Below are 21,390 nucleotides of genomic sequence, written 5' to 3'. Positions count from 1 at the left end.
AATTTATTGCCACGCGCGCGGATTCGCACTATGAAATCTCGATACCGACCATCGGCAGTGTCTGGAACTCGCTCGCCGGCGAGCAGGCGCAAATCACCCAATTTGACTGCAAATAGGGCGAGTTTCCGTCTGCTCGGCCCTGCAGCGGATTGAGCTGTTGTTTTCCTTTGAGTGCTGTTGTTCTGCCGCAAGGGGATGCGTGCACCAGTTCAGAGCGGGGATCGGGCCGCCGGGTTTTGTCGTAGGTGGCTGTCATGATGCGGGTATGTCTTTGGCCGCATCGCCTGCCGCGTCGGTGAGCCCCGCCGATCGCCTTGAGGCGTTGTTTGAGGAGTTGGCGGAGTTGGCCGGTCAGCGTAATGCGATTGATGGGCGCATCGTGCAGATCGTCGCCGAGCTCGATCGCGACCAGCTGTGCGGGATTACGGGTGCGCGGTCGGTGCCGGCGTTGGTGGCCTGGAAGCTGGGGGTGTCCTCGGGAAATGCCCACACGATCACCACGGTGGCGCGCCGGCGCGAGGAGTTTCCGCGCTGCGCGGCGGGCATGAGCGAGGGTCGGCTGTCGTTGGATCAGGTCGGGGTGATCGCGGCGCGGGCCGCGCAGGGCTCTGATGAGCATTATGCCGCGCTGGCCGCGGTGGCCACGGTCGGCCAGTTGCGCACCGCGCTCAAGTTGGCGCCGCGACCCGAACCCGAACCTCGGCCCGAAGAGCCGGAGCGTTCGATCACCAGGATCTGCGAGGAGCAGTCCACGTCGTGGAAGATCACCCTTCCGCCGGTGGATGCTGCGAAGTTCGACGCGGCACTGGGCTCGCATCGGGATGCGCTGGTCGCGCAGTGGAAGCGCGAGCACGACACCGGTGGGCGCGGCTCCGATCATGCCGTCCCGTTGCCCACTACTGCGGATGCGTTTATGCGGCTGGTCGAGGCGGGGTGGGACGCCGAGGCGGCCCGCCGCCCGCACGGCCAGCACACCACCGTGGTGGTGCATCTGGATGTCAAAGAGCGCCTGGCGGGTCTGCATCTGGGTCCGCTGCTCACCGACGCCGACCGCCAATACTTGGGCTGTGATGCCATCGCCGAGGTGTGGTTCGAGCGTGACGGGCACGTGATCGGCGCCGGGCGCACCACCCGTCTGATCAATCGGCGGCTGCGCCGCGCCCTGCAGCACCGTCATCCCACGTGTGCGGTGCCGGGCTGTGGGGCCACCCGGGGACTGCACGCCCACCACATCCGGCATTGGGAAGACGGTGGGCCCACCGAGCTGGAAAACCTAATCTTGGTGTGCCCGTATCATCATCGGCTGCACCATCGCGGCCTGATCACCATCAGCGGACCCGCCGACGATCTCATCGTCACCGACAGCGACGGACGAACCCTGAGCGCCGCCTCGCTGGCCCGCCCACCCACTGGCCCACCGCCGGCGGTCCCACCGTGCCCCGGACCCATCGGCGAGCGCGCCGACTGGTGGTGGTACGACCCATTCCAGCCACCCCCACCGGCAACCAACTAGGCCGAATCACTACCGGCACGATGCTCGGGCAGCCCAAACCTGTTGAGGCAGCACGCAATTCGTTCAATACCCGGCTGACTGCCGCGTCAGAAAGTGATCAACTGTCGGACCGCCGTGCCGTCGGCCAGATGATCCATCGCCTCGTTGATATCGTCGAGCCGAATGGTCGACGACACCAGCGCCTCCACCGGCAACCGGCCCGCCTGCCACAACGCGACGAACCGTGGGATATCGCGACTCGGCACCGCGGAGCCGAGATAGCTGCCGATCAGCGATCGGCCCTCGGCGACAAAACCCAACGGCGACACGCTGATTCGGGCCGTCGGCGGCGGCAGGCCCACGGTGACGGTGCGACCACCGGGGGCGGTGAGCCCGATCGCGGACTCCAGCGCGCCGGGGTGCCCGACCGCCTCGACCACGACGTCGGCCTTGACGCTCCCCTCGGCGGCCTGCTGTGGAGTGTAAGTCTCATGCGCTCCCAATCGCCTTGCCGCCGAGAGCTTTTCGGGCAATTGGTCGACGGCGACCACCCGAACGTCGTCGTAGGTCAAAGCGGTGAGCACTGCGGCCATTCCGACACCGCCGAGGCCGACGACGGCCACCGCCTGGCCCGGCCGGGGATGGCCCACGTTGAGCACAGCGCCGCCCCCGGTCAGCACCGCGCAGCCGAGCAGTGCCGCGACCTCGGGCGGCACGTCGGGCGGCACCGCGACCACGCTCGCCCGGTTGACGACCGCATGCGTCGCGAAACCCGAAACACCCAAATGGTGGTAGACAGGGCGATCCGCCCGGGCCAGCCGGATACCGCCGCCCAGCAGCGTCCCCGCGGTGTTGGCGGCACTGCCCGCTTCGCATGGCGTCAGGCCATCGGTTGCGCACGCTGCGCAGCGGCCGCAACGCGGTAAGAACACCAGCACCACCCGTTGACCGGCCGCGATGTCGGTGACGCCTGGCCCGACGGCTTCGACGATGCCGGCCGCTTCGTGGCCGAGGAGCATCGGCACCGGCCGCACGCGGTTGCCGTCGACTACGGACAAATCGGAGTGACAAACGCCGGCGGCTTCGATACGGACCAGCACCTCATCCGTATGCGGAACGTCGAGCTCGAGATCGCCGACGCTGATCGGCCGGGAATCGGCATACGGCCGGGGGGAACCGATCCGTTCCAGGACCGCGCCCCGAATGTGAAGCATGCTGGAATACAACCATGAGCACACCCCCGGGCGTCCCGCCGGTCACAGCCTCTCCGGACACGCTGACCAGCAAAGACTTCCCGGTGCTGTGGCCGGTGGGAACGCGGTGGGCCGACAACGACATGTTCGGTCACCTCAACAATGCCGTCTACTACCAGCTTTTCGACACCGCGATCAACGGCTGGATCAATACAAGTACCGGTCTTGACCCACTCACCACGCCTGCGCTGGGCATCGTCGCCGAGTCCGGCTGCCGCTATTTTTCCGAGCTCCACTTCCCGCAGGGCCTCGCAGTGGGACTCGCGGTGACCCGGTTGGGACGCAGCAGCGTCACCTACCGGCTCGGGGTGTTCCGGCACGCACGTACGGACAAGGCCCATGACGAGGCCCAGCCGATCACCGCGCTCGGGCATTGGGTGCACGTCTATGTCGATCGGTCCACCCGCAAGCCGGTCCCGATACCCGAGGCCATCCGATCGCTGTTGGCCTCCGCCTGCGTACCGCAATAGACCGATAAGTCAGCGCGGAGATGCTGCCGGGCACCCGGATATGCTTCGCCAATGCCTGTTTTGAGCAAGACCAGCGAGGTCGACGCCGACGCGGAGCTGATCATGGCGATCGTGGCCGACTTCGAGGCATACCCGCAGTGGAACGAAGCGGTCAAAGGCGCTTGGGTGCTCGCCCGCTACGACGACGGGCGTCCCAGTCAATTACGACTGGACACCGAGGTGCAAGGCACGCCGGGTACCTATATTCAAGCCGTCTACTACCCTGGGCCCAACCAGATCCAGACCGTGATGCAGCAGGGTGACCTGTTCGCGAAGCAAGAGCAACTGTTCAGTGTGGTGCCGGTGGGGAACAAATCCTTGCTGACGGTGGACCTGGACGTAGAGCCAAGCATGCCGGTGCCCGCGCCGATGGTGAAGATGCTCCTCAACAACGTGCTCGACGCCCTAGCCGAAAACCTCAAGAAGCGCGCCGAGCAGCTCGGGGCTTGATCGATGGTGGCGACCGGCTTCGCCCGGCTTCGCCGCGCTCGCGATCGCCACTTGATCGATGGTGGCGACCCGCTTCGCCCGGCTTCGCCGCGCTCGCGATCACCACTAGCCGAAGATTCCCTCGCGCTCCAGCGTCTCCTTCAGCCGGCGCGCACCGTCGGTGAACTGCCAAACCGTGTGCTCGATTACCGCGGCAGTGTCGCGCCGGCGTAATGCGGCAATCAATTGCCGGTGGTTGTCGACCGCCGCGGTCCCCCATTCCGGATCAGAGGCATACACCAGCACCGGCATGTAGCGCGCGGCGTTCAGCAGGAACCAGGCCAACTTGATGCGGCCGCTGGCCTGGTTGAAGACGCGGTGGAAGGCGAACTCCATCGCCGCGATGGTGTCGGCGTCGCCCGCGCTGACCGCGCCGGCCAGCGCATCGTTCATCCGGTCCAGCTCGTTGATCTCGACGTCGGTAATGTGGTCGGTCGCCGCCGCGGCCAGTTCCCGGGCAATGGTGGCCTGCAACCAGAAAATGTCATCGAGGTCCTGCCGGGTCAGTGGCACCACCACGTGACCGCGGTGCGGCTCCAGCTGCACCATGCCTTCGCCGCGGAGTTTCAGCAGCGCCTCGCGGACCGGGGTAATGCTCACGCCCAGTTCGGCGGCGGTCTCATCGAGGCGGATGTATGTCCCCGGGCGCAGCTTTCCGGACATGATCGCCGCCCGTAAGTGGCCCGCGACCTCATCGGACAACTGTGCGCGGCGCAGTTGCCGCCGGCTACGCGGCCGCGCTGAGATCGGGGCGTTCACATCGGCTGCCAGGACTTTCAGGGTCTCATCGGGTCTTGTCTTGGGGGTACCAGCGCCATTAGTGTGACCCAGACAACACTAAGTTTTATCAAATATCAAGCCGTCGCAAGCGGTGCTGGAGTGAAGGGGAGTAAACGAGTGACCGCGCAACTGGCCAGCCATCTCACGGAGGCTGACAAGCGCGCTCAAGAACAGCCCTACCTGGCCCGTCGCCAAAATTGGGTCAACCAGCTCGAGCGGCACGCCATGATGCAGCCGAACGCGACGGCACTGAGATTTCTGGGCCGCACGGTGACGTGGGCGCAGCTGCGGCAGCGGGTCGCGGCGCTGGCCGATGCGTTGAGCCGCCGAGGGGTCGGCTTCGGCGACCGGGTCATGATCCTGATGCTCAACCGCACCGAGTTCATGGAATCGGTACTGGCCGCCAACATGCTCGGGGCAATCGCGGTCCCGCTGAACTTCCGGCTCACTCCGGCCGAAATCGCCTTCCTGGTCCAGGACTGCGAAGCGCGGGTGATGATCACCGAAGCCGTGCTGGCCCCAGTGGCGACCGCGGTTCGAGACCTCGAGCCGCTGCTGAACGCAATCGTCGTCGCCGGTGCCGCTACCGACGATGCGGTGTCGGGCTACGAGGACCTGGTCAACGAGACCGGCGACGCGCACCAACCGGTCGACATACCGAACGATTCGCCGGCGCTGATCATGTACACCTCGGGCACCACCGGCCGTCCGAAGGGCGCCGTGCTGACGCATACGAATCTGGCCGGCCAGACCATGACCACGCTCTACACCAGCGGCGTGGACCTCAACAACGATGTCGGCTTCATCGGTGTCCCGTTGTTCCACATCGCGGGCGTCGGCAACATGCTCACCGGCATGCTGCTGGGGGTCCCCACGGTGATCTATCCTCTCGGCGCGTTCGAGCCGGGGCAGTTGCTCGACGTGCTCGCGGCGGAAAAGGTCACCGGCATCTTCCTGGTGCCCGCACAGTGGCAGGCGGTCTGCGCCGAGCAGAAGGCAAGGCCCCGCGACTTGAAGCTGCGAGTGATGTCATGGGGAGCCGCTCCGGCGCCGGATGCATTGCTGCACGAAATGTCGGCGATCTTCCCTGGGACTCAAATTCTGGCCGCATTCGGTCAGACCGAGATGTCGCCGGTCACCTGCATGCTGCTGGGCGATGACGCAATTCGTAAGCGGGGATCGGTCGGAAAGGTGATCCCGACGGTCGCCGCCCGGGTGGTCGACGAAAACATGAACGACGTGCCCGTCGGCGAAGTCGGTGAAATCGTCTACCGCGCACCGACGATGATGAGCGGCTACTGGAACAACCCGGAGGCGACGGCAGAAGCGTTCGCCGGTGGCTGGTTCCATTCCGGCGACCTGGTCCGGATGGACGAAGACGGCTACGTCTGGGTCGTGGATCGTAAGAAGGACATGATCATCTCCGGCGGCGAGAACATCTACTGCGCCGAGGTCGAGAACGTTCTCGCAAGCCATCCCCGCATCGTCGAAGTCGCCGTCATCGGCCGCGCTCACGAGAAGTGGGGTGAAGTGCCCATCGCGGTCGCGGCGGTAACGGATGAGGGTCTGCGACTCGAAGAGCTTGGTGAGTTCCTGACCGAAAGGCTCGCGCGGTACAAGCACCCGAAAGCGCTCGAGATCGTCGACCGGCTGCCCCGCAATCCCGCCGGGAAGGTCCTCAAAACTGAGCTGCGGGTGCGCTACGGCGCCCAGGATAAGTCCGAAAGTCATTCTGCGCCAAGGGATTCAACATAGCGAAAGGGAAGTCGAAGCATTCTGTAACGTTTGCCCACTGTTGACGAAGGGTTAATTGTGCGTATCCGGTTCACACCTGGACGGCCATCGGGTACATTCCTGTGGTCTCCGTTACTACCTGCGGGTAGGGAGCCGAGGGTCACACACGGAGTGGCGTTCGCCAGCGCGGCGCAGCCGGGCGCAGCGGGCCGCCACCAACGCCGAGGGGTTGGGGCAAGGAGGAGGCGTGCGACAGGATCCGCCGCGGCGCCGCGGAACTTGGGGTACGCCGGCGTGAGGGGGCACCTGTGACGTCGACGTCGGCGCGGCCGAGTGCGATCGGGTGGGCCCGCGACCAGCTCGAGACCCCACTGACCCTCATCGGCGGCTTCTTCCGGATGTGTGTACTGACCGGAAAGGCGCTGTTCCACTGGCCATTTCAGTGGCGAGAGCTAATCTCGCAGTGCTGGTTCATCATGCGCGTCGCCTTCCTGCCGACCATCATGGTCTCGATCCCGCTGACCGTGCTGCTCATCTTCACCCTCAACGTTCTGCTCGCCCAGTTCGGTGCGGCCGATCTCTCGGGCGCGGGCGCAGCGATCGGTGCCGTCACCCAGCTCGGCCCCTTGACCACAGTGCTGGTGGTGGCCGGCGCGGGTTCCACAGCGATCTGCGCCGACCTGGGCGCCCGCACCATCCGCGAAGAAATCGACGCCATGGAGGTGCTCGGCATCGACCCGATTCACCGGCTGGTGGTGCCCCGGGTGATCGCCGCGACCCTCGTCGCGACCCTGCTCAACGGTCTGGTGATCACGGTCGGTTTGGTGGGCGGCTACCTCTTCGGCGTCTACCTGCAGAACGTGTCGGGCGGCGCCTATCTCGCAACGCTGACCACCATCACCGGCATGCCCGAGGTGGTCATCGCGACGGTCAAAGCCGCGACGTTCGGATTGATCGCCGGTCTGGTGGGCTGCTATCGCGGCCTGACCGTCCGCGGCGGGTCCAAGGGTCTGGGCACCGCCGTCAACGAGACCGTGGTGCTGTGCGTGGTCGCCTTGTACGCGGTCAACGTCATCCTCACCACGATCGGCGTGCGATTCGGAACGGGGCACTGACATGTCGACAGGAACGGTGGCCCGCCAGCGCTTCCCGCGGGCAGTCGCCAACGTCAAGCACTACGGCGGCGCCTTCAACCGGGGTATCGACGAAATCGGCCAGATGGCCTGGTTCTCGCTGGTCAGCCTGGGGCAGATTCCGCACGCGATCCACTACTACCGCAAGGAGACGCTGCGGCTGATCGCCCAGATCGGCATGGGCACCGGCGCGATGGCCGTCGTCGGCGGCACCGCCGCGATCGTCGGATTCGTGACGCTGTCCGGAAGCTCGCTGGTCGCCATCCAGGGTTTCGCATCGCTGGGCAATATCGGTGTCGAGGCGTTCACCGGGTTCTTCGCCGCGCTGATCAACGTGCGCATCGCAGGTCCGGTGGTCACCGGTATTGCGTTGGCGGCCACGGTCGGTGCCGGCGCCACCGCCGAGTTGGGGGCCATGCGGATCAGCGAGGAGATCGACGCCCTGGAAGTCATGGGCATCAAGTCAGTCTCGTTTTTGGCGTCCACCCGGATCGTGGCCGGCCTGGTCGTGATCATCCCGCTGTACGCACTGGCGATGGTCATGTCGTTCCTGTCGCCCCGGATCGTCACGACCGTCCTGTACGGGCAGTCCAACGGCACCTACGACCACTATTTTCGGACCTTCCTGCGCCCGGATGACGTGTTCTGGTCTTTCCTGGAGACCATCATCATCGCCGCAGTCGTGATGGTGACCCACTGCTATTACGGCTACAACGCCGGCGGCGGCCCGGTCGGCGTGGGCGAGGCCGTCGGCCGATCGATGCGGTTCTCGCTGGTCTCGGTACAGGTAGTTGTTCTGTCGGCTGCGTTGGCGCTGTACGGCGTCGACCCCAACTTCGCACTGACGGTGTAGCGCCATGACGACTCCGGGGAAGTTGAACAAGCCACGCAACCCTCCGTACAAGCTGGCGGGCATCGGCTTCGTGGTCATCCTGGTGGTGGCTCTGATCTTGGTGTTCGGGCAGTTCCGGGGAAGTTTCACAGCCAAGACGAAGGTGACGATGGAGTCACCGCGAGCGGGTTTGGTGATGGACCCGGGCTCGAAGGTCACCTTCAACGGCGTCGAAATCGGCCGGGTCGCTCAAGACGGAATCAAGGAGATTTCGCGTAACGGCCAGCCGGCCGCCCGGTTCACGCTGGATGTCTACCCGAAGTACATCCCGCTGATCCCCAAGAATGTGCGGGCCGACCTCAAGGCCACCACCGTGTTCGGCGGCAAGTACGTGTCGTTGACGACGCCCAAGGACGAGCCTCCCCGCGGGCAGTTCGACCCCAAGCGGGACAAAATCGAGGCCAAGTCGGTGACGACCGAGATCAACACCCTGTTCCAGACCATCACCGAGATTGCCGAGCGAGTCGACCCCGTCAAGCTGAACCTGACGCTGAGTGCGGCCGCGCAAGCCCTGACCGGATTGGGCGACAAGTTCGGCCAGTCGATCATCAACGGCAATGCCGTCCTCGATGACGTCAACCCGCAGATGCCGCAGGCTCGTCGCGACATTCAGGGGCTGGCCGCGCTGGGCGACGTCTACGCAAATGCCTCGCCGGATTTGTTCGATTTCCTCAACAACGCGGTCACCACGTCACGCACCATCAACGCGCAGCAGAAGGATCTGGACCAGGCGCTGTTGTCGGCAGCCGGATTCGGTAACACCGGCGCGGATGTCATCGGTCGCGGCGGACCGTACCTGGCCCGCGGTGCCGCCGACCTGGTGCCCACCGCTCAACTGCTGGACACCTACAGCCCCGAGTTGTTCTGCACCGTGCGCAACTACCACGACATCGAGCCCAAGGCCGCCCAGTTCCTCGGTGGTAACGGCTATTCGCTGAACAGCCACTCGCAACTGCTGTCCGGGTTGGGCCTGCTGCTGAACCCCGTTTCGGCGGTGGTCGCGATCGCCTCGCAGCTGGGTGCGCTGGCAGGAGTGGTCGGTGGCGCGCCGAATCCCTACATGTGGCCGGAGAACCTCCCCCGGGTGAACGCTCGCGGTGGGCCGGGCGGTGCGCCCGGATGCTGGCAGCACATCACCCGTGACCTGTGGCCCGCGCCCACCCTGGTGATGGACGCCGGCAACAGCCTTGCGCCTTACAACCACGTAGACACGGGTTCGCCCTATGCGATCGAGTACGTGTGGGGCCGTCAGGTAGGGGATAACACGATCAACCCATGAGTATCAAAGGGACCATCGTCAAGCTCAGCGCCTTCGCAGTGGTGCTGCTGCTCTTCACTGTGATGATCTTCGTCGTGTTCGGGCAGATCCGTTTCGACAGCACCAATTCCTACTCCGCGGAGTTCAGCAACGTCAGCGGGCTGCGGGAAGGCCAGTTCGTCCGCGCTTCCGGGGTGGAGATCGGCAAGGTCAAGACGGTCGAACTGGTCGACGGCGGCAAGCGCGTGCGGGTTAAGTTCAACGTCGACCGCTCGATCCCGCTGTACCAGTCGACGACGGCCCAGATCCGCTACCTCGACCTGATCGGCAACCGCTACCTGCAGCTCAAGCGCGGTGACGGGGAGGGCTACGACAAGATCTTGCCGAAGGGCGGATTCATTCCGCTTTCGCGGACCTCGCCGGCGCTGGACCTCGACGCGCTGATCGGTGGTTTCAAGCCGGTGTTCAAGGCGCTGAGCCCGGACAAGGTCAACGAGATCGCCAAGACGCTCATCACGGTCTTCCAGGGTCAGGGCGGGACCATCAACGACATCCTCGACAACACCGCGCAGCTGACCAACCAGCTAGCCGAGCGCGATCACGCGATCGGCGAGGTGGTCAAGAACTTGAACACCGTGCTGGACACCACGGTTCGGCACCGCAAGGACTTCGACCAGACGGTGAACAACCTCGAGGTGTTGATCACGGGTCTGAAGAACCACGCCGACCCACTGGCCGCCGGGACCGCACACATCAGCAATGCCGCCGGGACGGTCGCCGATCTGCTGGCCGAAGACCGGGCTTCGCTGCACAAGGCGGTCAACTACCTGGACACCATTCAGCAGCCGCTGATCGATCAGCGGCAACAGCTGCTCGACTTCCTACAAAAGGTGCCCACCGCGCTTAACTCGATCGGGCGCGGCATCGGCTCGTACGGCGACTTCGTGAACTTCTACGCGTGCGACATCACGCTGAAGATCAACGGGCTGCAGGCCGGCGGACCAGTCCGCACGGTCCGGCTCTTCCACCAGCCGTCGGGTAGGTGCTCGCCACAATGAGAACTCTCGAACCTCCAAACAGACTGCACATCGGGCTGATGGGCATCGTGGTGACCATCCTGGTCATCGGTGTCGGCCAGAGCTTCACCAGCGTCCCGATGATTTTCGCGCGGCCCAGCTACTACGGGCAGTTCAGTGATACCGGCGGACTCAACAAGGGCGACAAGGTGCGCATTGCCGGCATGGAAGTCGGCAAGGTCGAGGAACTCAAGATCGACGGCGACCACATCGTGATGAAGTTCTCGATCGGCACCAACCGAATCGGCACCGAGAGCCGGCTTGCGGTGCGGACCGACACCATCCTGGGTAAGAAGGTCCTCGAGATCGAGGCGCGGGGCAACAAGCTGCTGGAGCCAAACGCCGTATTGCCGATCGGGCAAAGCACTACGCCGTACCAGATCTACGACGCGTTCTTCGACGTCACCAAGGCGGCCAAAGACTGGGACATCAGTTCGGTCAAAGAGTCGCTGCACGTGCTGTCCCAGACCATTGACCAGACCTATCCGCATCTGAGCGCCACGCTCGACGGTGTGGCCAAGTTCTCCGACACGATCGGCAAGCGCGACGAGGAGATCAAGCACCTACTTGCGCAGGCCAACCAGGTGGCCAGCGTCCTGGGCGACCGTAGCCAACAGGTGGACCGGCTGTTGGTCAACGCCAAGACCTTGCTGGCAGCATTCGAAGAGCGCGGACGTGCGATCGATGCGCTGCTGAGCAACATCTCGTCGTTCTCGCAGCAGCTGTCGGGATTCATCAACGACAACCCGAACCTGAACCACGTGCTGGAACAGTTGCGCACGGTCAGCGACATCCTGGTGCAACGTAAAGACGACCTAGCCACCGGTTTGGTCGAGGTCGGCAAGTTCCTGCCGTCGCTGAACGAGGCCATCGGCTCCGGTCCGTTCTTCAAAGTGGTTCTGCACAACCTTTTCCCCGGCCAGATCGTGCAGCCGTTCATCGACGCGGCATTCAAGAAGCGCGGGCTTGACCCCGAAAACTTCTGGCGTAGTGCGGGCTTGCCCGAGTACCAGTGGCCCGACCCCAACGGCACGCGGTTCCCCAACGGTGCGCCCCCGCCGGCACCACGGGTGCTCGAGGGCACCCCCGACCATCCGGGACCGGCCGTCGGCCCTGGCAACCCGTGCAACTACACCCCACCCAATCCCGGTGGCAATGTCACCGTCGGCGACGAGGGTCTGCCGCGGCCGTGGAACCCGCTGCCCTGCGCAGGGGCGATGCAAGGCCCGTTCGGCCCGGTACCGGGCGGATTCCCGGTGCCGTTCGACGTGCAAGCCTCGCCGCCGAACCCGAACGGCCTGCCGCCCACTCCCGGCATTGCGGGCAGTGCGCGCCCGGGTCAGGAAGCTCCGGGCGTCCCCGGCACGCCGGTGCCGGTGCCTGGCGCGCCGCCACTCGCGCGCACCGACCAGGCGCCGCCGGCACCGCCGTCGACGTTCGCGCCGGGCCTGCCGCCCGGTCCGCCGGCGCCACCCGGACCGGGGGCGCAACTGCCGGCACCGTTCATCAACCCGGGTGGAGCTGGTGGCAGCGGAATCACGGGAGGTAGCCAGAATTGAGCACCATCTTCGATATCCGCAACATCAAGTTGCCGCAGATGTCGCGGGCAGCGGTGATCATCGGATCACTGGTGGTGGTACTCGGGCTCGTCGCGGCCTACGTCGGCTGGCACCTTTACCAGAAGCTGACGACTAACACCGTCACCGCATATTTCCCTGCCGCCAACGCGCTCTATGCCGGTGACAAAGTCCAGATCATGGGCTTGAAGGTCGGCGCCATCGACAGCATCCAGCCGGCCGGCGACAAGATGAAGGTCATCTTCCACTACGAGAACAACTACAAAGTCCCTGCGGATGCCCAGGCGGTCATCCTCAACCCCACCCTGGTGGCCTCGCGAAGCATTCAATTGGAGCCGCCGTACAAAGGCGGCCCGGTGCTCCGCGATGGCGCGGTGATCCCGCTCGAACGCACCAAGGTGCCGACGGAATGGGACGAGCTGCGCAACAACATCACCCACATCATTTCCCAGCTGGGCCCGACCTGCCCCCGGGAATCCGGTGAGGGCTGCACGGTTCTGCAGCGCGAGGGGCCCTTCGGTGAAGTCATCGAGTCGTTCGCCAACGGGCTGGCCGGCAAGGGCAAGCAGTTCAACACCACGCTGAACAACCTCTCGCAGGCGCTGAACGCGCTGAACGAGGGCCGCGGCGACTTCTTTGCGGTGGTGCGCAGCCTGGCGCTGTTCGTCAACGCCTTGCACCAGGACGACCAGCAGTTCGTGGCGTTGAACCAGAACCTGGCATCGTTCACCACACGGCTCACCCACTCCGATCAAGACCTGTCCAACGCGCTACAACAGATCGACTCGCTGCTCACCACGGTGCGACCGTTCCTCGACAAGAACCGCGAGGTGCTCAGCACGGACCTCAAGAACCTGGAGATCGTGACCAACACGCTGCTTCAGCCAGATCCGCTGAACGGGTTGGAAACGGCCCTGCACGTGCTTCCGACAGCAGCGGCGAACGTCAATCAGATCTACCACCCGTCCCACGGTTCGGTTGTTGCCATTCCGGCGATCACCAACTTCGCCAACCCGATGCAGTTCATTTGCAGCTCGATCCAGGCCGGCAGCAGGCTGGGCTATCAGGAGTCGGCCGAACTGTGTGCCCAGTACCTGGCGCCGATTCTCGACGCGATCAAGTTCAATTACCTTCCGTTCGGGCTGAACCTGTTCAGCACCGCCGAGGCGCTGCCGAAGGAGGTTGCGTACTCAGAACCGCGGCTGCAACCGCCGAACGGCTACAAGGACACCACCGTTCCGGGTATCTGGGTGCCGGATACGCCGTTGTCGCACCGCAATACGCAAACGGGTTGGATCGTCGCGCCTGGGATGCAGGGAACCCAGGTGGGGCCGGTCACGGCCGGGCTGATGACCCCCGAATCGCTGTCCGAGCTCATGGGCGGCCCGAACATCCAGCCGGTTCAGTCGAACCTGCAGACGCCGCCCGGCCCGCCGAACGCGTACGACGAGAACCCGATCCTGCCGCCCATCGGATTGGTTGCGCCGGTGCCGGTCCAGCCGCCGCCGCCGGGGCCGGAAGTCCGGCCGGGACCGGTGGCTCCGACGCCGGGCCCGGGCCCGGGGAACGCACCGGCACCGGCACCGGCACCGGTCGGAGCGCCGCTGCCCGCTGAGGCAGGAGCGGGTCAGTGAGCCGGGTGACGCGTGTGACCGGGCTGCTGCGCCGCCGGGCGTGGCAGGGACTGGTGCTGCTGGTAGCCGCACTGATGCTGAGTTCATGCGGGTGGCGCGGCATCTCCAACGTGACGATTCCGGGCGGCCCGGGCAGCGGGTCGGACGCGTACACGATCTATGTGCAGATGCCGGACACGCTGGCCATTAACGGCAACAGCAAGGTGATGGTCGCCGACGTCTTCGTCGGGTCGATCAAAGATATCCAGCTGAAGAACTGGATTGCCACCCTGACTTTGGGTGTGTCCAAGCAAACCAAGCTGCCCAAGAACGCGCTGGCCAGGATCGGCCAGACCAGTCTGCTGGGATCTCAGCACGTCGAGTTGCTCTCGCCGCCGAACCCGTCACCGGAGCTGCTCAAGGACGGCGACACCATCCCGCTGAAGAATTCGTCGGCCTTCCCTACGACCGAGCAGACACTGGCGAGCCTCTCGCTGGTCTTGCGCGGTGGCGGCATCCCCAACCTGGAAACGCTGCAGAACGAGGTCTACAACATCCTCAACGGGCGCGGCCCACAGATCCGCGCATTCCTCGGCAAACTGGACACCTTCACCCGCCAGCTGAACGAGCAGCGCGATGACATCACGCACGCGATCGACTCGACCAACCGGCTGTTGACGTATGTGGGCGGCCGAAACGACGTCCTCGAGCGCGTGCTGACCGACGTTCCGCCGCTGATCAAGCATTTCGCCGACACGCAGAATCTGCTGATCAACGCCGTCGATTCGGTCGGAAGGCTGAGCCAGGTCACCGCGCAGTACGTGGGTGAAGCGCGCGGGCCCCTGCATCAAGACCTGGTAGCCCTGGAATGCCCACTGCGGGAACTCGGGCGAGCATCGCCGTATCTGATCGGCGCGCTGAAACTTATCCTCACTCAGCCGTTCGACATCGACACCGTTCCGAAGATGTTCCGCGGTGACTATGTGAACGTGAACCTGACGCTGGACGTCACCTATAGCGCGGTAGACAACGCGTTCCTGACCGGTACCGGATTGTCGGGCGCACTACGCGCACTCGAGCAGTCGTACGGACGTGATCCCGCGACGATGATTCCCGACGTCCGCTACACGTCGAACCCGAATGACGCCCCCGGCGGGCCACTGGTGGAAAGGGCGGAGAGAGGGCAATGCTAACTCCCTTCATCAGACGCCAGCTGATCCTGTTCACGATCATGACGGTGGTTGTACTGCTCGTGCTGGGTGTGTACTACCTGCGGGTCCCGAGCCTGGTGGGCATCGGCCGCTACACCCTCAAGGCCGAGCTGCCGGCATCGGGCGGCCTGTACCCGACGGCCAATGTGACCTATCGCGGCATCACCATCGGCAAGGTCACGTCCGTCGAACCGACCAAGACCGGCGCCGAAGCGACGATGAGCATCGACAGCGACTACAAGATCCCGATCGACGCGACCGCGAACGTGCATTCGGTGTCGGCAGTCGGTGAGCAGTACCTGGACCTGGTGTCGAAAGGTGGCAAGCAGGGCAAGTATTACGCCGACGGGCAGACCATCACCTGCGGTTCGGGTCCGGACTGCAAGAACACCGTGCCCGAGGAGATCGGGCCGGCGCTGGACACGGCCAACCGCGGGTTGGCGAAGCTGCCCAAGGACAAGATCAGCTCGCTGCTCGACGAGACGGCGCAGTCGGTCGGCGGGTTGGGCCCGGCCCTGCAACGGCTCGTCGACTCCACTCAGGCGATCGTCGGCGATTTCAAGACCCAGATCAACGACGTCAACGACATCATTCAGCACTCCGGGCCGGTAATTGACAGTCAGGTGCAGTCGGGCGACGCCATCGAGCGCTGGGCCCGCAACCTGAACAGCCTGGCCCGGCAGTCTGCCGAACGGGACCAGAACCTGCGCAGCATCCTGCGGCAGGCCGCGCCGACGGCCGACCAGGTCAACGAGGTATTCAGCGACGTCCGGGAATCGCTGCCTCAGGTGCTGGCGAACCTCGAGGTCGTCATAGAAATGCTCAAGCGCTACAACAAGGGCGTCGAGCAGGCGCTGGTGTTCCTGCCGCAGGGCGCGGCGATCGCGCAGACGGTGTCCGCGCCGTTCCCGAACATGGCCGCGCTGGACATCGCGCCGTCGATCAACCTGCCGCCGCCCTGCCTGACCGGCTTCATCCCGGCATCGCAATGGCGGTCTCCGGCCGACACTAGCCTCGCGCCGCTGCCGACCGGTACATACTGCAAGATTCCGATGGAGACCCCGGCGAACAGCGTGCGCGGATCGCGCAACATTCCGTGTGTCGACGTACCCGGAAAGCGCGCCGCCACACCCCGCGAGTGCCGCGACCCCAAGCCGTACGTCCCGCTGGGCACCAACCCCTGGTACGGCGACCCAAACCAGATCCTGACCTGCCCGGCGCCCGCGGCTCGCTGTGATCAGTCCGTGCGGCCGGGCATGGTCATTCCGGCGCCGTCGATCAACACCGGCCTGAACCCGGCGCCGGCCGACCGGTTGCCACCCGGCGGTCTGACGCCACCCCCGACCAGTGACCCGTTGCAACGGCCCGGCTCAGGTACCGTGCAGTGCAACGGACAACAGCCCAACCCGTGTGTCTACACTCCGAGCGGTCCTCCCACGGCGGTATACAACCCTCAGAGCGGCGAAGTGGTAGGGCCCGACGGCGTGAAGTACTCCGTCGAAAACTCGACCAAAACAGGAGACGACGGATGGAAGGAGATGCTGGCACCAGCCGGCTGAACCCCACCGACGCGGACGATTCACCTGAATCCGAGGCAGAACAGGTCACCAGCGTGATCGACACCGAGGATTCCCCGGAATCGCAGTCTGACCAGGTCACTACCGAAGCGACGGTCGAAGATCCATTGGAGTCCGGAACCGCGGCTGACCAACCGGCGGCCGGGGGTAAGCCATCGCGGCTCGGTCGCGGCTGGCTGGCCGCCATCACCGCGGCGCTGCTACTGGCCGCCGCCGGCCTCGGTGTCGGCGGCTATCTGGCGCTGCGTTCGCACCACGAAAGCCAGACGATAGCGCGCAACAACGCCGCGGCGCTCAAAGCGGCATCGGAGTGCATCGCGGCGACGCAGGCGCCGGACACCAACGCAATGGCCGAGGCCGAACGGAAGATCGTCGAGTGCGGCACCGACGAATACCGCTCCCAGGCCCTGATGTACACCAGCATGCTCATGCAGGCCTATCAAGCCGCAAACGCGCATGTCCAAGTTGTGGATAACCGCGCTGCGGTCGAGCGCACCAACGACAACGGGTCGGTCAATGTCCTGGTCGCCCTGCGCGTCAAGGTGTCCAACAGCGCTGCCCAGAACCAGGAAATCGGGTACCGGCTGCGGGTGACGATGATGCCTGTGGAAGGCCAGTACAAGGTTTCCAGGGTCGAATCGGTGACGAAGTGACATTGCTGGTCGAGGAGACTCAGACCACGGTTGCCACCCCAGAGTCATCGGAGCCGGCCTTGGCGCCCTGGCACGTTCGCGCGGGTGCTTTCGCGATCGACGTCCTGCCTGCGATGGCGGTGGTGACCACGATGCTGCTGGTCTTTTTCACCGTGCCGCTGCGCAGCGCGTGGTGGTGGGTATGCCTTTCCGTTGCCGGAGTTGCCTTTTTACTGATGCTGATCAACCGGTTGTTGCTACCGGTGGTCACCGGCTGGAGCTTGGGACGCGCGTTCTGCGGAATCGCGGTGTCACGTCGCGACGGCAGCGCACCGGGGCCGTGGACGCTGCTGCTGCGCGACGTGGCGCATCTCCTTGACACCGCTTCGTTGCTGGTGGGATGGCTATGGCCACTCTGGGATCCCGGTCGCCGGACATTCGCCGACATGTTGGTGGGCACTGAGGTACACCGCGTCGAAGGCGACCGCCGGCCACGCATCATCGGGAGCTGGACCGCACTGGTGGTGCTGATCGCGGCGGCGCTCTGTATGGATGGCGCCCGCGTCAGTTATGCGGTGGTGTACACCCAGCAACAGGCGACCGACCGGACGCGCGCGGAGATCGCAATTGAGGGCCCCAAGATGGTCGCGCAGATGCTGACGTACGACCCGAAATCCCTACGCGACGATTTTGCGCGTGCCCTATCGCTGGCTACCGACAAATATCGCCCACAACTCGCCCACGAGCAGGACGTGGTGCGAAAGGGCCAGCCCGTGATCAACGAGTACTGGGCGACCGACGGCGCGATTCAGTCGGCCGGTCCGGATTGGGCGAAGATGCTGGTGTTCCTGCATGGCCGCCGCGGCGATGGGGCCGACCAGCGCTATATCACCGCCGGTGTTCGAGTTGCTTTTGTCAAAGGCGCAGACGGCCGTTGGCGTATCGACGACCTCACCGTTCTGAGCAGGCCGAAACCGCCGCGGGAGGGAAGATGAGCCCCCGCCGCAAGTTTCGGCCCAACGAGAGGCCGTTGTTGGCCGCGCAGGCCGCGCCGTCGCCTAGGCGGCGGTGGGAGTGGCCGCTCGTTGCCACGGTGGTGGTGCTGCTGACGGTGGCGGCGATCACCGCATCCACCCTGATGCTGATCTCCCATGAATCGCATCGGCGCGCCGCGCAGAAGGACCGCGAGGTGCTCAGCTACGTGACCTGGTTCATGAGCGGCTTCACGACCATCGATCCGTATCACGCGAACGATTACGTCGACCGGATATTGGCGCAGGCGACCGGCGAATTCGCCAAGCACTTCCGGGAGACGGCCAACGAGACACTGCTCACCATCGCCCGCGCCGAGCGGACGACGGGCACTGTCCTCGCCGACGGGGCCGGCGTGGAACGGTGGAACGACGACGGCACCGCTACCGTGTTGGTGGCCACTGACGTCACCTCGAAGTCCGCCGATGAAAACCAGGTATTCCATAACATCGATCGCTGGACCGTAACCGCTAAGCAGGAAGGGAATCAGTGGAAGATCAGCAGCCTGCTGCAGGTGATCTGACGGCCGACGCGGTTTCAGCAACCGACGTTACCGAGACCGCCGAAGTCGACACCGAACAAGCCGAACCCGACGAAAGCACCGTTGCCACTGCAGAATCCGGCGGTACCTCCGAAAAGGACGACGGTGAGGCGGCGAAAGCCGAGGAGCGCGAAAAAAAAGCCACACCCAAGGGCAAGAAGAAGGCGGCAAAGCCTAAGAAAGACCGTGATCCCCGGGCCAAGCGACTTCGCGGGAAACGCGTCGCCGTCGCGATCGCGGTGGTGGCGAGCCTGCTGTTCGTCGGCTCCGCGGCGTTCGCGGGCGCAACCATGCATGCGTACCTATCCGAACGCGCAACTGTCGCAACCAAACTCAAAGTGGCGCGCACTGCGGCCGCCGCCATCACGACGCTGTGGTCCTACACGCCGGAGAACATCGACACCCTCGCGGACAGGGCAGCGAAATATCTCTCCGGAGACTTTGCGGCTCAGTACCGGAAGGTCATGAGCGAGATCGCGTCGCCCTACAAACAGCACAAGATCACCAGCAGCACCGAAGTCACCGGCGCGGCCGTCGAATCGCTCGTGGGCCCCAACGCCATCGCGATCGTGTACACCAACACGACTTCCAAAAGTGCACTGAAGAAGAACATTCCCGGCCTGCTGTACCTGGCCTACCGGGTCAACATGACGCGTGACGATCATGGCCGCTGGCTGGTGACCAGGATGTCGACCGTTACCTCCGTGAATATGACGCCTCAGCTGTAGCCGGCCGGAGCGCATGCCCGTCACCTCGCCGGTATCCGAACGGCGGACCGTCACGGCACTGTTGTTGCTGACCTTTGCCACCGGCCTGGCGGACTCGATCAGCATCCTGGTGCTGGGCCATGTGTTCGTCGCGAACATGACCGGCAACGTGATTTTCCTTGGCTTCTGGCTGGCCCCGAAAACCAGCATCGACCTCACCGCGGTGGTGGTGGCCCTGCCGACGTTCGTCTGCGCCACCGTGCTGAGTGGCCGCTTGACACGGCAATTCGGTGATCGGACACGCCCGTGGCTGACGGCGGTGTTCGGTATCGAGATAACGCTGTTGGTGACGATGTCGGTGCTGGCGGGCACCGGGATGTTGCGCTATGGCGACAACACCAAGCTCATCCTGATCGGTTGTCTCGCAGTGACTTTCGGCCTACAGCATGCCACTGCCCGGCAGTTCGGGATCCAAGAGCTCAGCACCACGGTGTTGACGTCGACGATCGTCGGTCTCGGAGTGGACAGCCGGCTGGCCGGCGGCACGGGCGCACGGGGAAGGTTGCGCCTCAGCGTCGTGTTGACGATGTGCGCCGGTGCGGCGGTCGGCGCGACGATGTCACGCTTCGTCGTCGCTCCGGTATTCGCGCTGGCGGCGGCGGTGATTGCGGTGAGTATGCTGATCTTTCGCTTCGGTTAGTTGACGTGGCGACCCGCCGCGCCGGGCCAGTTGACATGGCGACCCGCCTCGCCAGGCTAGTTGAACGCGAGCCAGCTCGGCAGCGCCCGCTCATGCGAGTCGCAGAGAACCTGGCGGGTGTCGCAAGAGCCCCGCGGCGACCCAGCACCGGCCCACATGCCTCCGGTGTCGCGGCGCAGCACGATGGCCGATGACCCACCGCCGTCGAGCAGGATCGCCGTGTCGCTGCCCAGACCGCGGAACAGGTCCTGGATGTTGTCGGGCGTGTAGTTGCCGCCCTCGAAGATGTACATCTCGTCCCGCTGCTTCACGTAGGCGAGAGCCGTCCGCGCGGCGCTGGGACCACCGTCGTGCAGCTGCCCGGTCTTGCCGGGGGACAACAGCCCGATCCCGGCGACCGCCACGAACCGCTCGTTCTTGTTGAGCAGATCCTGAATGACCGGAGTTGCGGCGTCATAGTCCTGGGTTCCCTTGGGCCGCAACACGTACGGCGCACCTCCGGCCGGCAGGATCATCGTCGTCAACGACGTCCAGCTCTCACCGCCGCCGGACAGTCCCTGTTTGCCGGGGTAGGCGACGGTTCCGGTCACGGCTTGGTTGGCCCGGCCCTGGCCGTGGGTGTTGTCCACGAAAGCGCCCAGCGGTGAACTGCACCCGGTCGACCTCCAGGTGCCGCCCTTCTGCGGACGCACGTCGAAGAAGTTCGCGTTGATCGCGATCGTCGGTTGCCCCATCCGCTGCCACGCCTGCAGCGGCGCGTAGGTCTCCGAGGCCTGCCACAGCCCCTCGCCGGTGCGGGCACCCGGGTTGTTCTCGCAGCGCGCCTGGTCGCCTTGGTGGGTGTCGACCAGTAGGTGCGGCTGAAGTCGCTGCGACGCATTCTTGATGACCATCAGGTGGCCGCCGTTGTTCATCTCGTACCAGCTGCCACCGCCGTTCAGCATCGGCGTGGGGTGGCCGGGGCCGAAGTTGTAGACCAGGTACGAGCCCTTGGTGGTGGCGATCGCGCTCTCCAGCATCTCCCGGCCGTCAGCGGCGCGGGCCACGGGCCGGCCAGTCGTGACAGCCAGCGTCGCGCACACAGCCAATGCTGCGCAGCAAGCGGCCAGCCGGCGCAAGCCGGCAGCTGGTGTCAGCACGTTAGCCCTTTCGGCCCGGACGCGATAGCAACATCCAAGCATCAG

General features: G+C 65.1%; 21 protein-coding genes. 17 read left to right on the top strand and 4 right to left on the bottom strand.

The window, feature by feature from the left end:
- Positions 1-28: 28 nt before the first annotated feature.
- Entirely contained in the window at positions 29-256 is a 228-nt protein-coding gene (locus tag A9W99_RS26395; protein ID WP_156622913.1) for a hypothetical protein, read from the bottom strand.
- 9 nt (positions 257-265) lie between these two features.
- Between A9W99_RS26395 and A9W99_RS02815 the strand changes: the two genes are divergently transcribed.
- Positions 266-1,513 carry an HNH endonuclease signature motif containing protein gene (locus A9W99_RS02815; RefSeq protein ID WP_067373014.1) on the top strand — a complete coding sequence of 416 codons (1,248 nt, stop codon included), beginning with the start codon at positions 266-268 and terminating at the stop codon, positions 1,511-1,513.
- Positions 1,514-1,599: 86 nt separating this feature from the next.
- Here the strand turns inward: A9W99_RS02815 and A9W99_RS02810 are convergent, their stop codons facing one another.
- Positions 1,600-2,706, bottom strand: a complete 1,107-nt coding sequence (locus A9W99_RS02810; protein ID WP_067373011.1) for an alcohol dehydrogenase catalytic domain-containing protein — start codon at positions 2,704-2,706, stop codon at positions 1,600-1,602.
- Positions 2,707-2,720: 14 nt separating this feature from the next.
- Between A9W99_RS02810 and A9W99_RS02805 the strand changes: the two genes are divergently transcribed.
- Positions 2,721-3,215 carry a thioesterase family protein gene (locus A9W99_RS02805; protein WP_067373008.1) on the top strand — a complete coding sequence of 165 codons (495 nt, stop codon included), beginning with the start codon at positions 2,721-2,723 and terminating at the stop codon, positions 3,213-3,215.
- Positions 3,216-3,266: 51 nt separating this feature from the next.
- Positions 3,267-3,704, top strand: coding sequence for an SRPBCC family protein (locus A9W99_RS02800; RefSeq protein WP_067373005.1), 438 nt, complete (start codon positions 3,267-3,269; stop codon positions 3,702-3,704).
- A 105-nt stretch (positions 3,705-3,809) separates the two neighbouring features.
- On the opposite strand, the gene A9W99_RS02795 is transcribed toward A9W99_RS02800, so the two are convergent.
- Positions 3,810-4,502, bottom strand: coding sequence for a GntR family transcriptional regulator (locus tag A9W99_RS02795; RefSeq protein ID WP_067373002.1), 693 nt, complete (start codon positions 4,500-4,502; stop codon positions 3,810-3,812).
- A 138-nt stretch (positions 4,503-4,640) separates the two neighbouring features.
- On the opposite strand from A9W99_RS02795, the gene fadD5 reads away from it, so the two are divergent.
- The 14 genes from fadD5 to A9W99_RS02725 all read left to right on the top strand — a co-directional run bounded on the left by fadD5 (position 4,641) and on the right by A9W99_RS02725 (position 20,206).
- A complete protein-coding gene (fadD5, locus tag A9W99_RS02790; RefSeq protein WP_067372998.1) occupies positions 4,641-6,278 on the top strand; it encodes a fatty-acid--CoA ligase FadD5 in 1,638 nt (545 codons plus the stop codon).
- A gap of 377 nt (positions 6,279-6,655) precedes the next feature.
- Positions 6,656-7,372, top strand: a complete 717-nt coding sequence (locus A9W99_RS02785; protein WP_371514915.1) for an MlaE family ABC transporter permease — start codon at positions 6,656-6,658, stop codon at positions 7,370-7,372.
- Between the two features lies 1 nt (position 7,373).
- Complete coding sequence (locus A9W99_RS02780; protein ID WP_067372995.1) at positions 7,374-8,243, top strand: ABC transporter permease; 870 nt, start codon at positions 7,374-7,376, stop codon at positions 8,241-8,243.
- Between the two features lie 4 nt (positions 8,244-8,247).
- Positions 8,248-9,561 (top strand): MCE family protein, encoded by a 1,314-nt coding sequence (locus tag A9W99_RS02775; protein WP_067372992.1) that lies wholly within the window; start codon positions 8,248-8,250, stop codon positions 9,559-9,561.
- Positions 9,558-10,598 carry a virulence factor Mce family protein gene (locus A9W99_RS02770; RefSeq protein WP_067372989.1) on the top strand — a complete coding sequence of 347 codons (1,041 nt, stop codon included), beginning with the start codon at positions 9,558-9,560 and terminating at the stop codon, positions 10,596-10,598. Before A9W99_RS02775 ends, A9W99_RS02770 begins: the two co-directional genes overlap by 4 nt.
- Positions 10,595-12,175, top strand: a complete 1,581-nt coding sequence (locus A9W99_RS02765; protein WP_067372986.1) for a virulence factor Mce family protein — start codon at positions 10,595-10,597, stop codon at positions 12,173-12,175. Before A9W99_RS02770 ends, A9W99_RS02765 begins: the two co-directional genes overlap by 4 nt.
- Positions 12,172-13,827, top strand: coding sequence for a virulence factor Mce family protein (locus tag A9W99_RS02760; RefSeq protein WP_067372983.1), 1,656 nt, complete (start codon positions 12,172-12,174; stop codon positions 13,825-13,827). Before A9W99_RS02765 ends, A9W99_RS02760 begins: the two co-directional genes overlap by 4 nt.
- Positions 13,824-14,999 carry a virulence factor Mce family protein gene (locus tag A9W99_RS02755; protein ID WP_067372980.1) on the top strand — a complete coding sequence of 392 codons (1,176 nt, stop codon included), beginning with the start codon at positions 13,824-13,826 and terminating at the stop codon, positions 14,997-14,999. The genes A9W99_RS02760 and A9W99_RS02755 overlap by 4 nt, the downstream gene beginning before the upstream one ends.
- Positions 14,993-16,576 (top strand): virulence factor Mce family protein, encoded by a 1,584-nt coding sequence (locus A9W99_RS02750; protein WP_067372977.1) that lies wholly within the window; start codon positions 14,993-14,995, stop codon positions 16,574-16,576. Before A9W99_RS02755 ends, A9W99_RS02750 begins: the two co-directional genes overlap by 7 nt.
- Positions 16,546-17,247, top strand: a complete 702-nt coding sequence (locus tag A9W99_RS02745) for an Mce protein (protein WP_067372974.1) — start codon at positions 16,546-16,548, stop codon at positions 17,245-17,247. The genes A9W99_RS02750 and A9W99_RS02745 overlap by 31 nt, the downstream gene beginning before the upstream one ends.
- Entirely contained in the window at positions 17,244-18,221 is a 978-nt protein-coding gene (locus A9W99_RS02740) for an RDD family protein (protein WP_067372971.1), read from the top strand. Before A9W99_RS02745 ends, A9W99_RS02740 begins: the two co-directional genes overlap by 4 nt.
- Positions 18,218-18,781, top strand: coding sequence for a mammalian cell entry protein (locus A9W99_RS02735; RefSeq protein WP_067372968.1), 564 nt, complete (start codon positions 18,218-18,220; stop codon positions 18,779-18,781). Before A9W99_RS02740 ends, A9W99_RS02735 begins: the two co-directional genes overlap by 4 nt.
- Entirely contained in the window at positions 18,748-19,527 is a 780-nt protein-coding gene (locus tag A9W99_RS02730; RefSeq protein ID WP_067372965.1) for a mammalian cell entry protein, read from the top strand. Before A9W99_RS02735 ends, A9W99_RS02730 begins: the two co-directional genes overlap by 34 nt.
- A gap of 13 nt (positions 19,528-19,540) precedes the next feature.
- Positions 19,541-20,206 (top strand): YoaK family protein, encoded by a 666-nt coding sequence (locus A9W99_RS02725; protein ID WP_067372962.1) that lies wholly within the window; start codon positions 19,541-19,543, stop codon positions 20,204-20,206.
- 56 nt (positions 20,207-20,262) lie between these two features.
- Here A9W99_RS02725 and A9W99_RS02720 read toward each other — a convergent pair whose 3' ends face one another.
- Positions 20,263-21,387, bottom strand: a complete 1,125-nt coding sequence (locus A9W99_RS02720) for a phosphodiester glycosidase family protein (RefSeq protein ID WP_067372959.1) — start codon at positions 21,385-21,387, stop codon at positions 20,263-20,265.
- Positions 21,388-21,390 lie beyond the last annotated feature (3 nt).

The organism is Mycobacterium sp. 1164966.3 (assembly GCF_001665395.1).
Lineage (GTDB): Bacteria > Actinomycetota > Actinomycetes > Mycobacteriales > Mycobacteriaceae > Mycobacterium.
The sequence above is the reverse complement of the archived record's forward strand: the minus strand, read 5'-3'. Positions and strand labels throughout refer to the sequence as shown.

What these genes read in the sequence shown, in the direction of transcription:
- A9W99_RS02775 (WP_067372992.1), top strand. Translation starts at nt 8,248, where the DNA reads ATGACGACTCCGGGGAAGTTGAACAAGCCACGCAACCCTCCGTACAAG.
- A9W99_RS02805 (WP_067373008.1), top strand. Translation starts at nt 2,721, where the DNA reads ATGAGCACACCCCCGGGCGTCCCGCCGGTCACAGCCTCTCCGGACACG.
- A9W99_RS02750 (WP_067372977.1), top strand. Translation starts at nt 14,993, where the DNA reads ATGCTAACTCCCTTCATCAGACGCCAGCTGATCCTGTTCACGATCATG.
- A9W99_RS02745 (WP_067372974.1), top strand. Translation starts at nt 16,546, where the DNA reads ATGGAAGGAGATGCTGGCACCAGCCGGCTGAACCCCACCGACGCGGAC.
- A9W99_RS02800 (WP_067373005.1), top strand. Translation starts at nt 3,267, where the DNA reads ATGCCTGTTTTGAGCAAGACCAGCGAGGTCGACGCCGACGCGGAGCTG.
- A9W99_RS02720 (WP_067372959.1), bottom strand. Translation starts at nt 21,387, where the DNA reads ATGCTTGGATGTTGCTATCGCGTCCGGGCCGAAAGGGCTAACGTGCTG.
- A9W99_RS26395 (WP_156622913.1), bottom strand. Translation starts at nt 256, where the DNA reads ATGACAGCCACCTACGACAAAACCCGGCGGCCCGATCCCCGCTCTGAA.
- A9W99_RS02810 (WP_067373011.1), bottom strand. Translation starts at nt 2,706, where the DNA reads ATGCTTCACATTCGGGGCGCGGTCCTGGAACGGATCGGTTCCCCCCGG.
- A9W99_RS02815 (WP_067373014.1), top strand. Translation starts at nt 266, where the DNA reads ATGTCTTTGGCCGCATCGCCTGCCGCGTCGGTGAGCCCCGCCGATCGC.
- A9W99_RS02735 (WP_067372968.1), top strand. Translation starts at nt 18,218, where the DNA reads ATGAGCCCCCGCCGCAAGTTTCGGCCCAACGAGAGGCCGTTGTTGGCC.
- A9W99_RS02770 (WP_067372989.1), top strand. Translation starts at nt 9,558, where the DNA reads ATGAGTATCAAAGGGACCATCGTCAAGCTCAGCGCCTTCGCAGTGGTG.
- A9W99_RS02785 (WP_371514915.1), top strand. Translation starts at nt 6,656, where the DNA reads ATGTGTGTACTGACCGGAAAGGCGCTGTTCCACTGGCCATTTCAGTGG.
- A9W99_RS02765 (WP_067372986.1), top strand. Translation starts at nt 10,595, where the DNA reads ATGAGAACTCTCGAACCTCCAAACAGACTGCACATCGGGCTGATGGGC.
- A9W99_RS02780 (WP_067372995.1), top strand. Translation starts at nt 7,374, where the DNA reads ATGTCGACAGGAACGGTGGCCCGCCAGCGCTTCCCGCGGGCAGTCGCC.
- A9W99_RS02725 (WP_067372962.1), top strand. Translation starts at nt 19,541, where the DNA reads ATGCCCGTCACCTCGCCGGTATCCGAACGGCGGACCGTCACGGCACTG.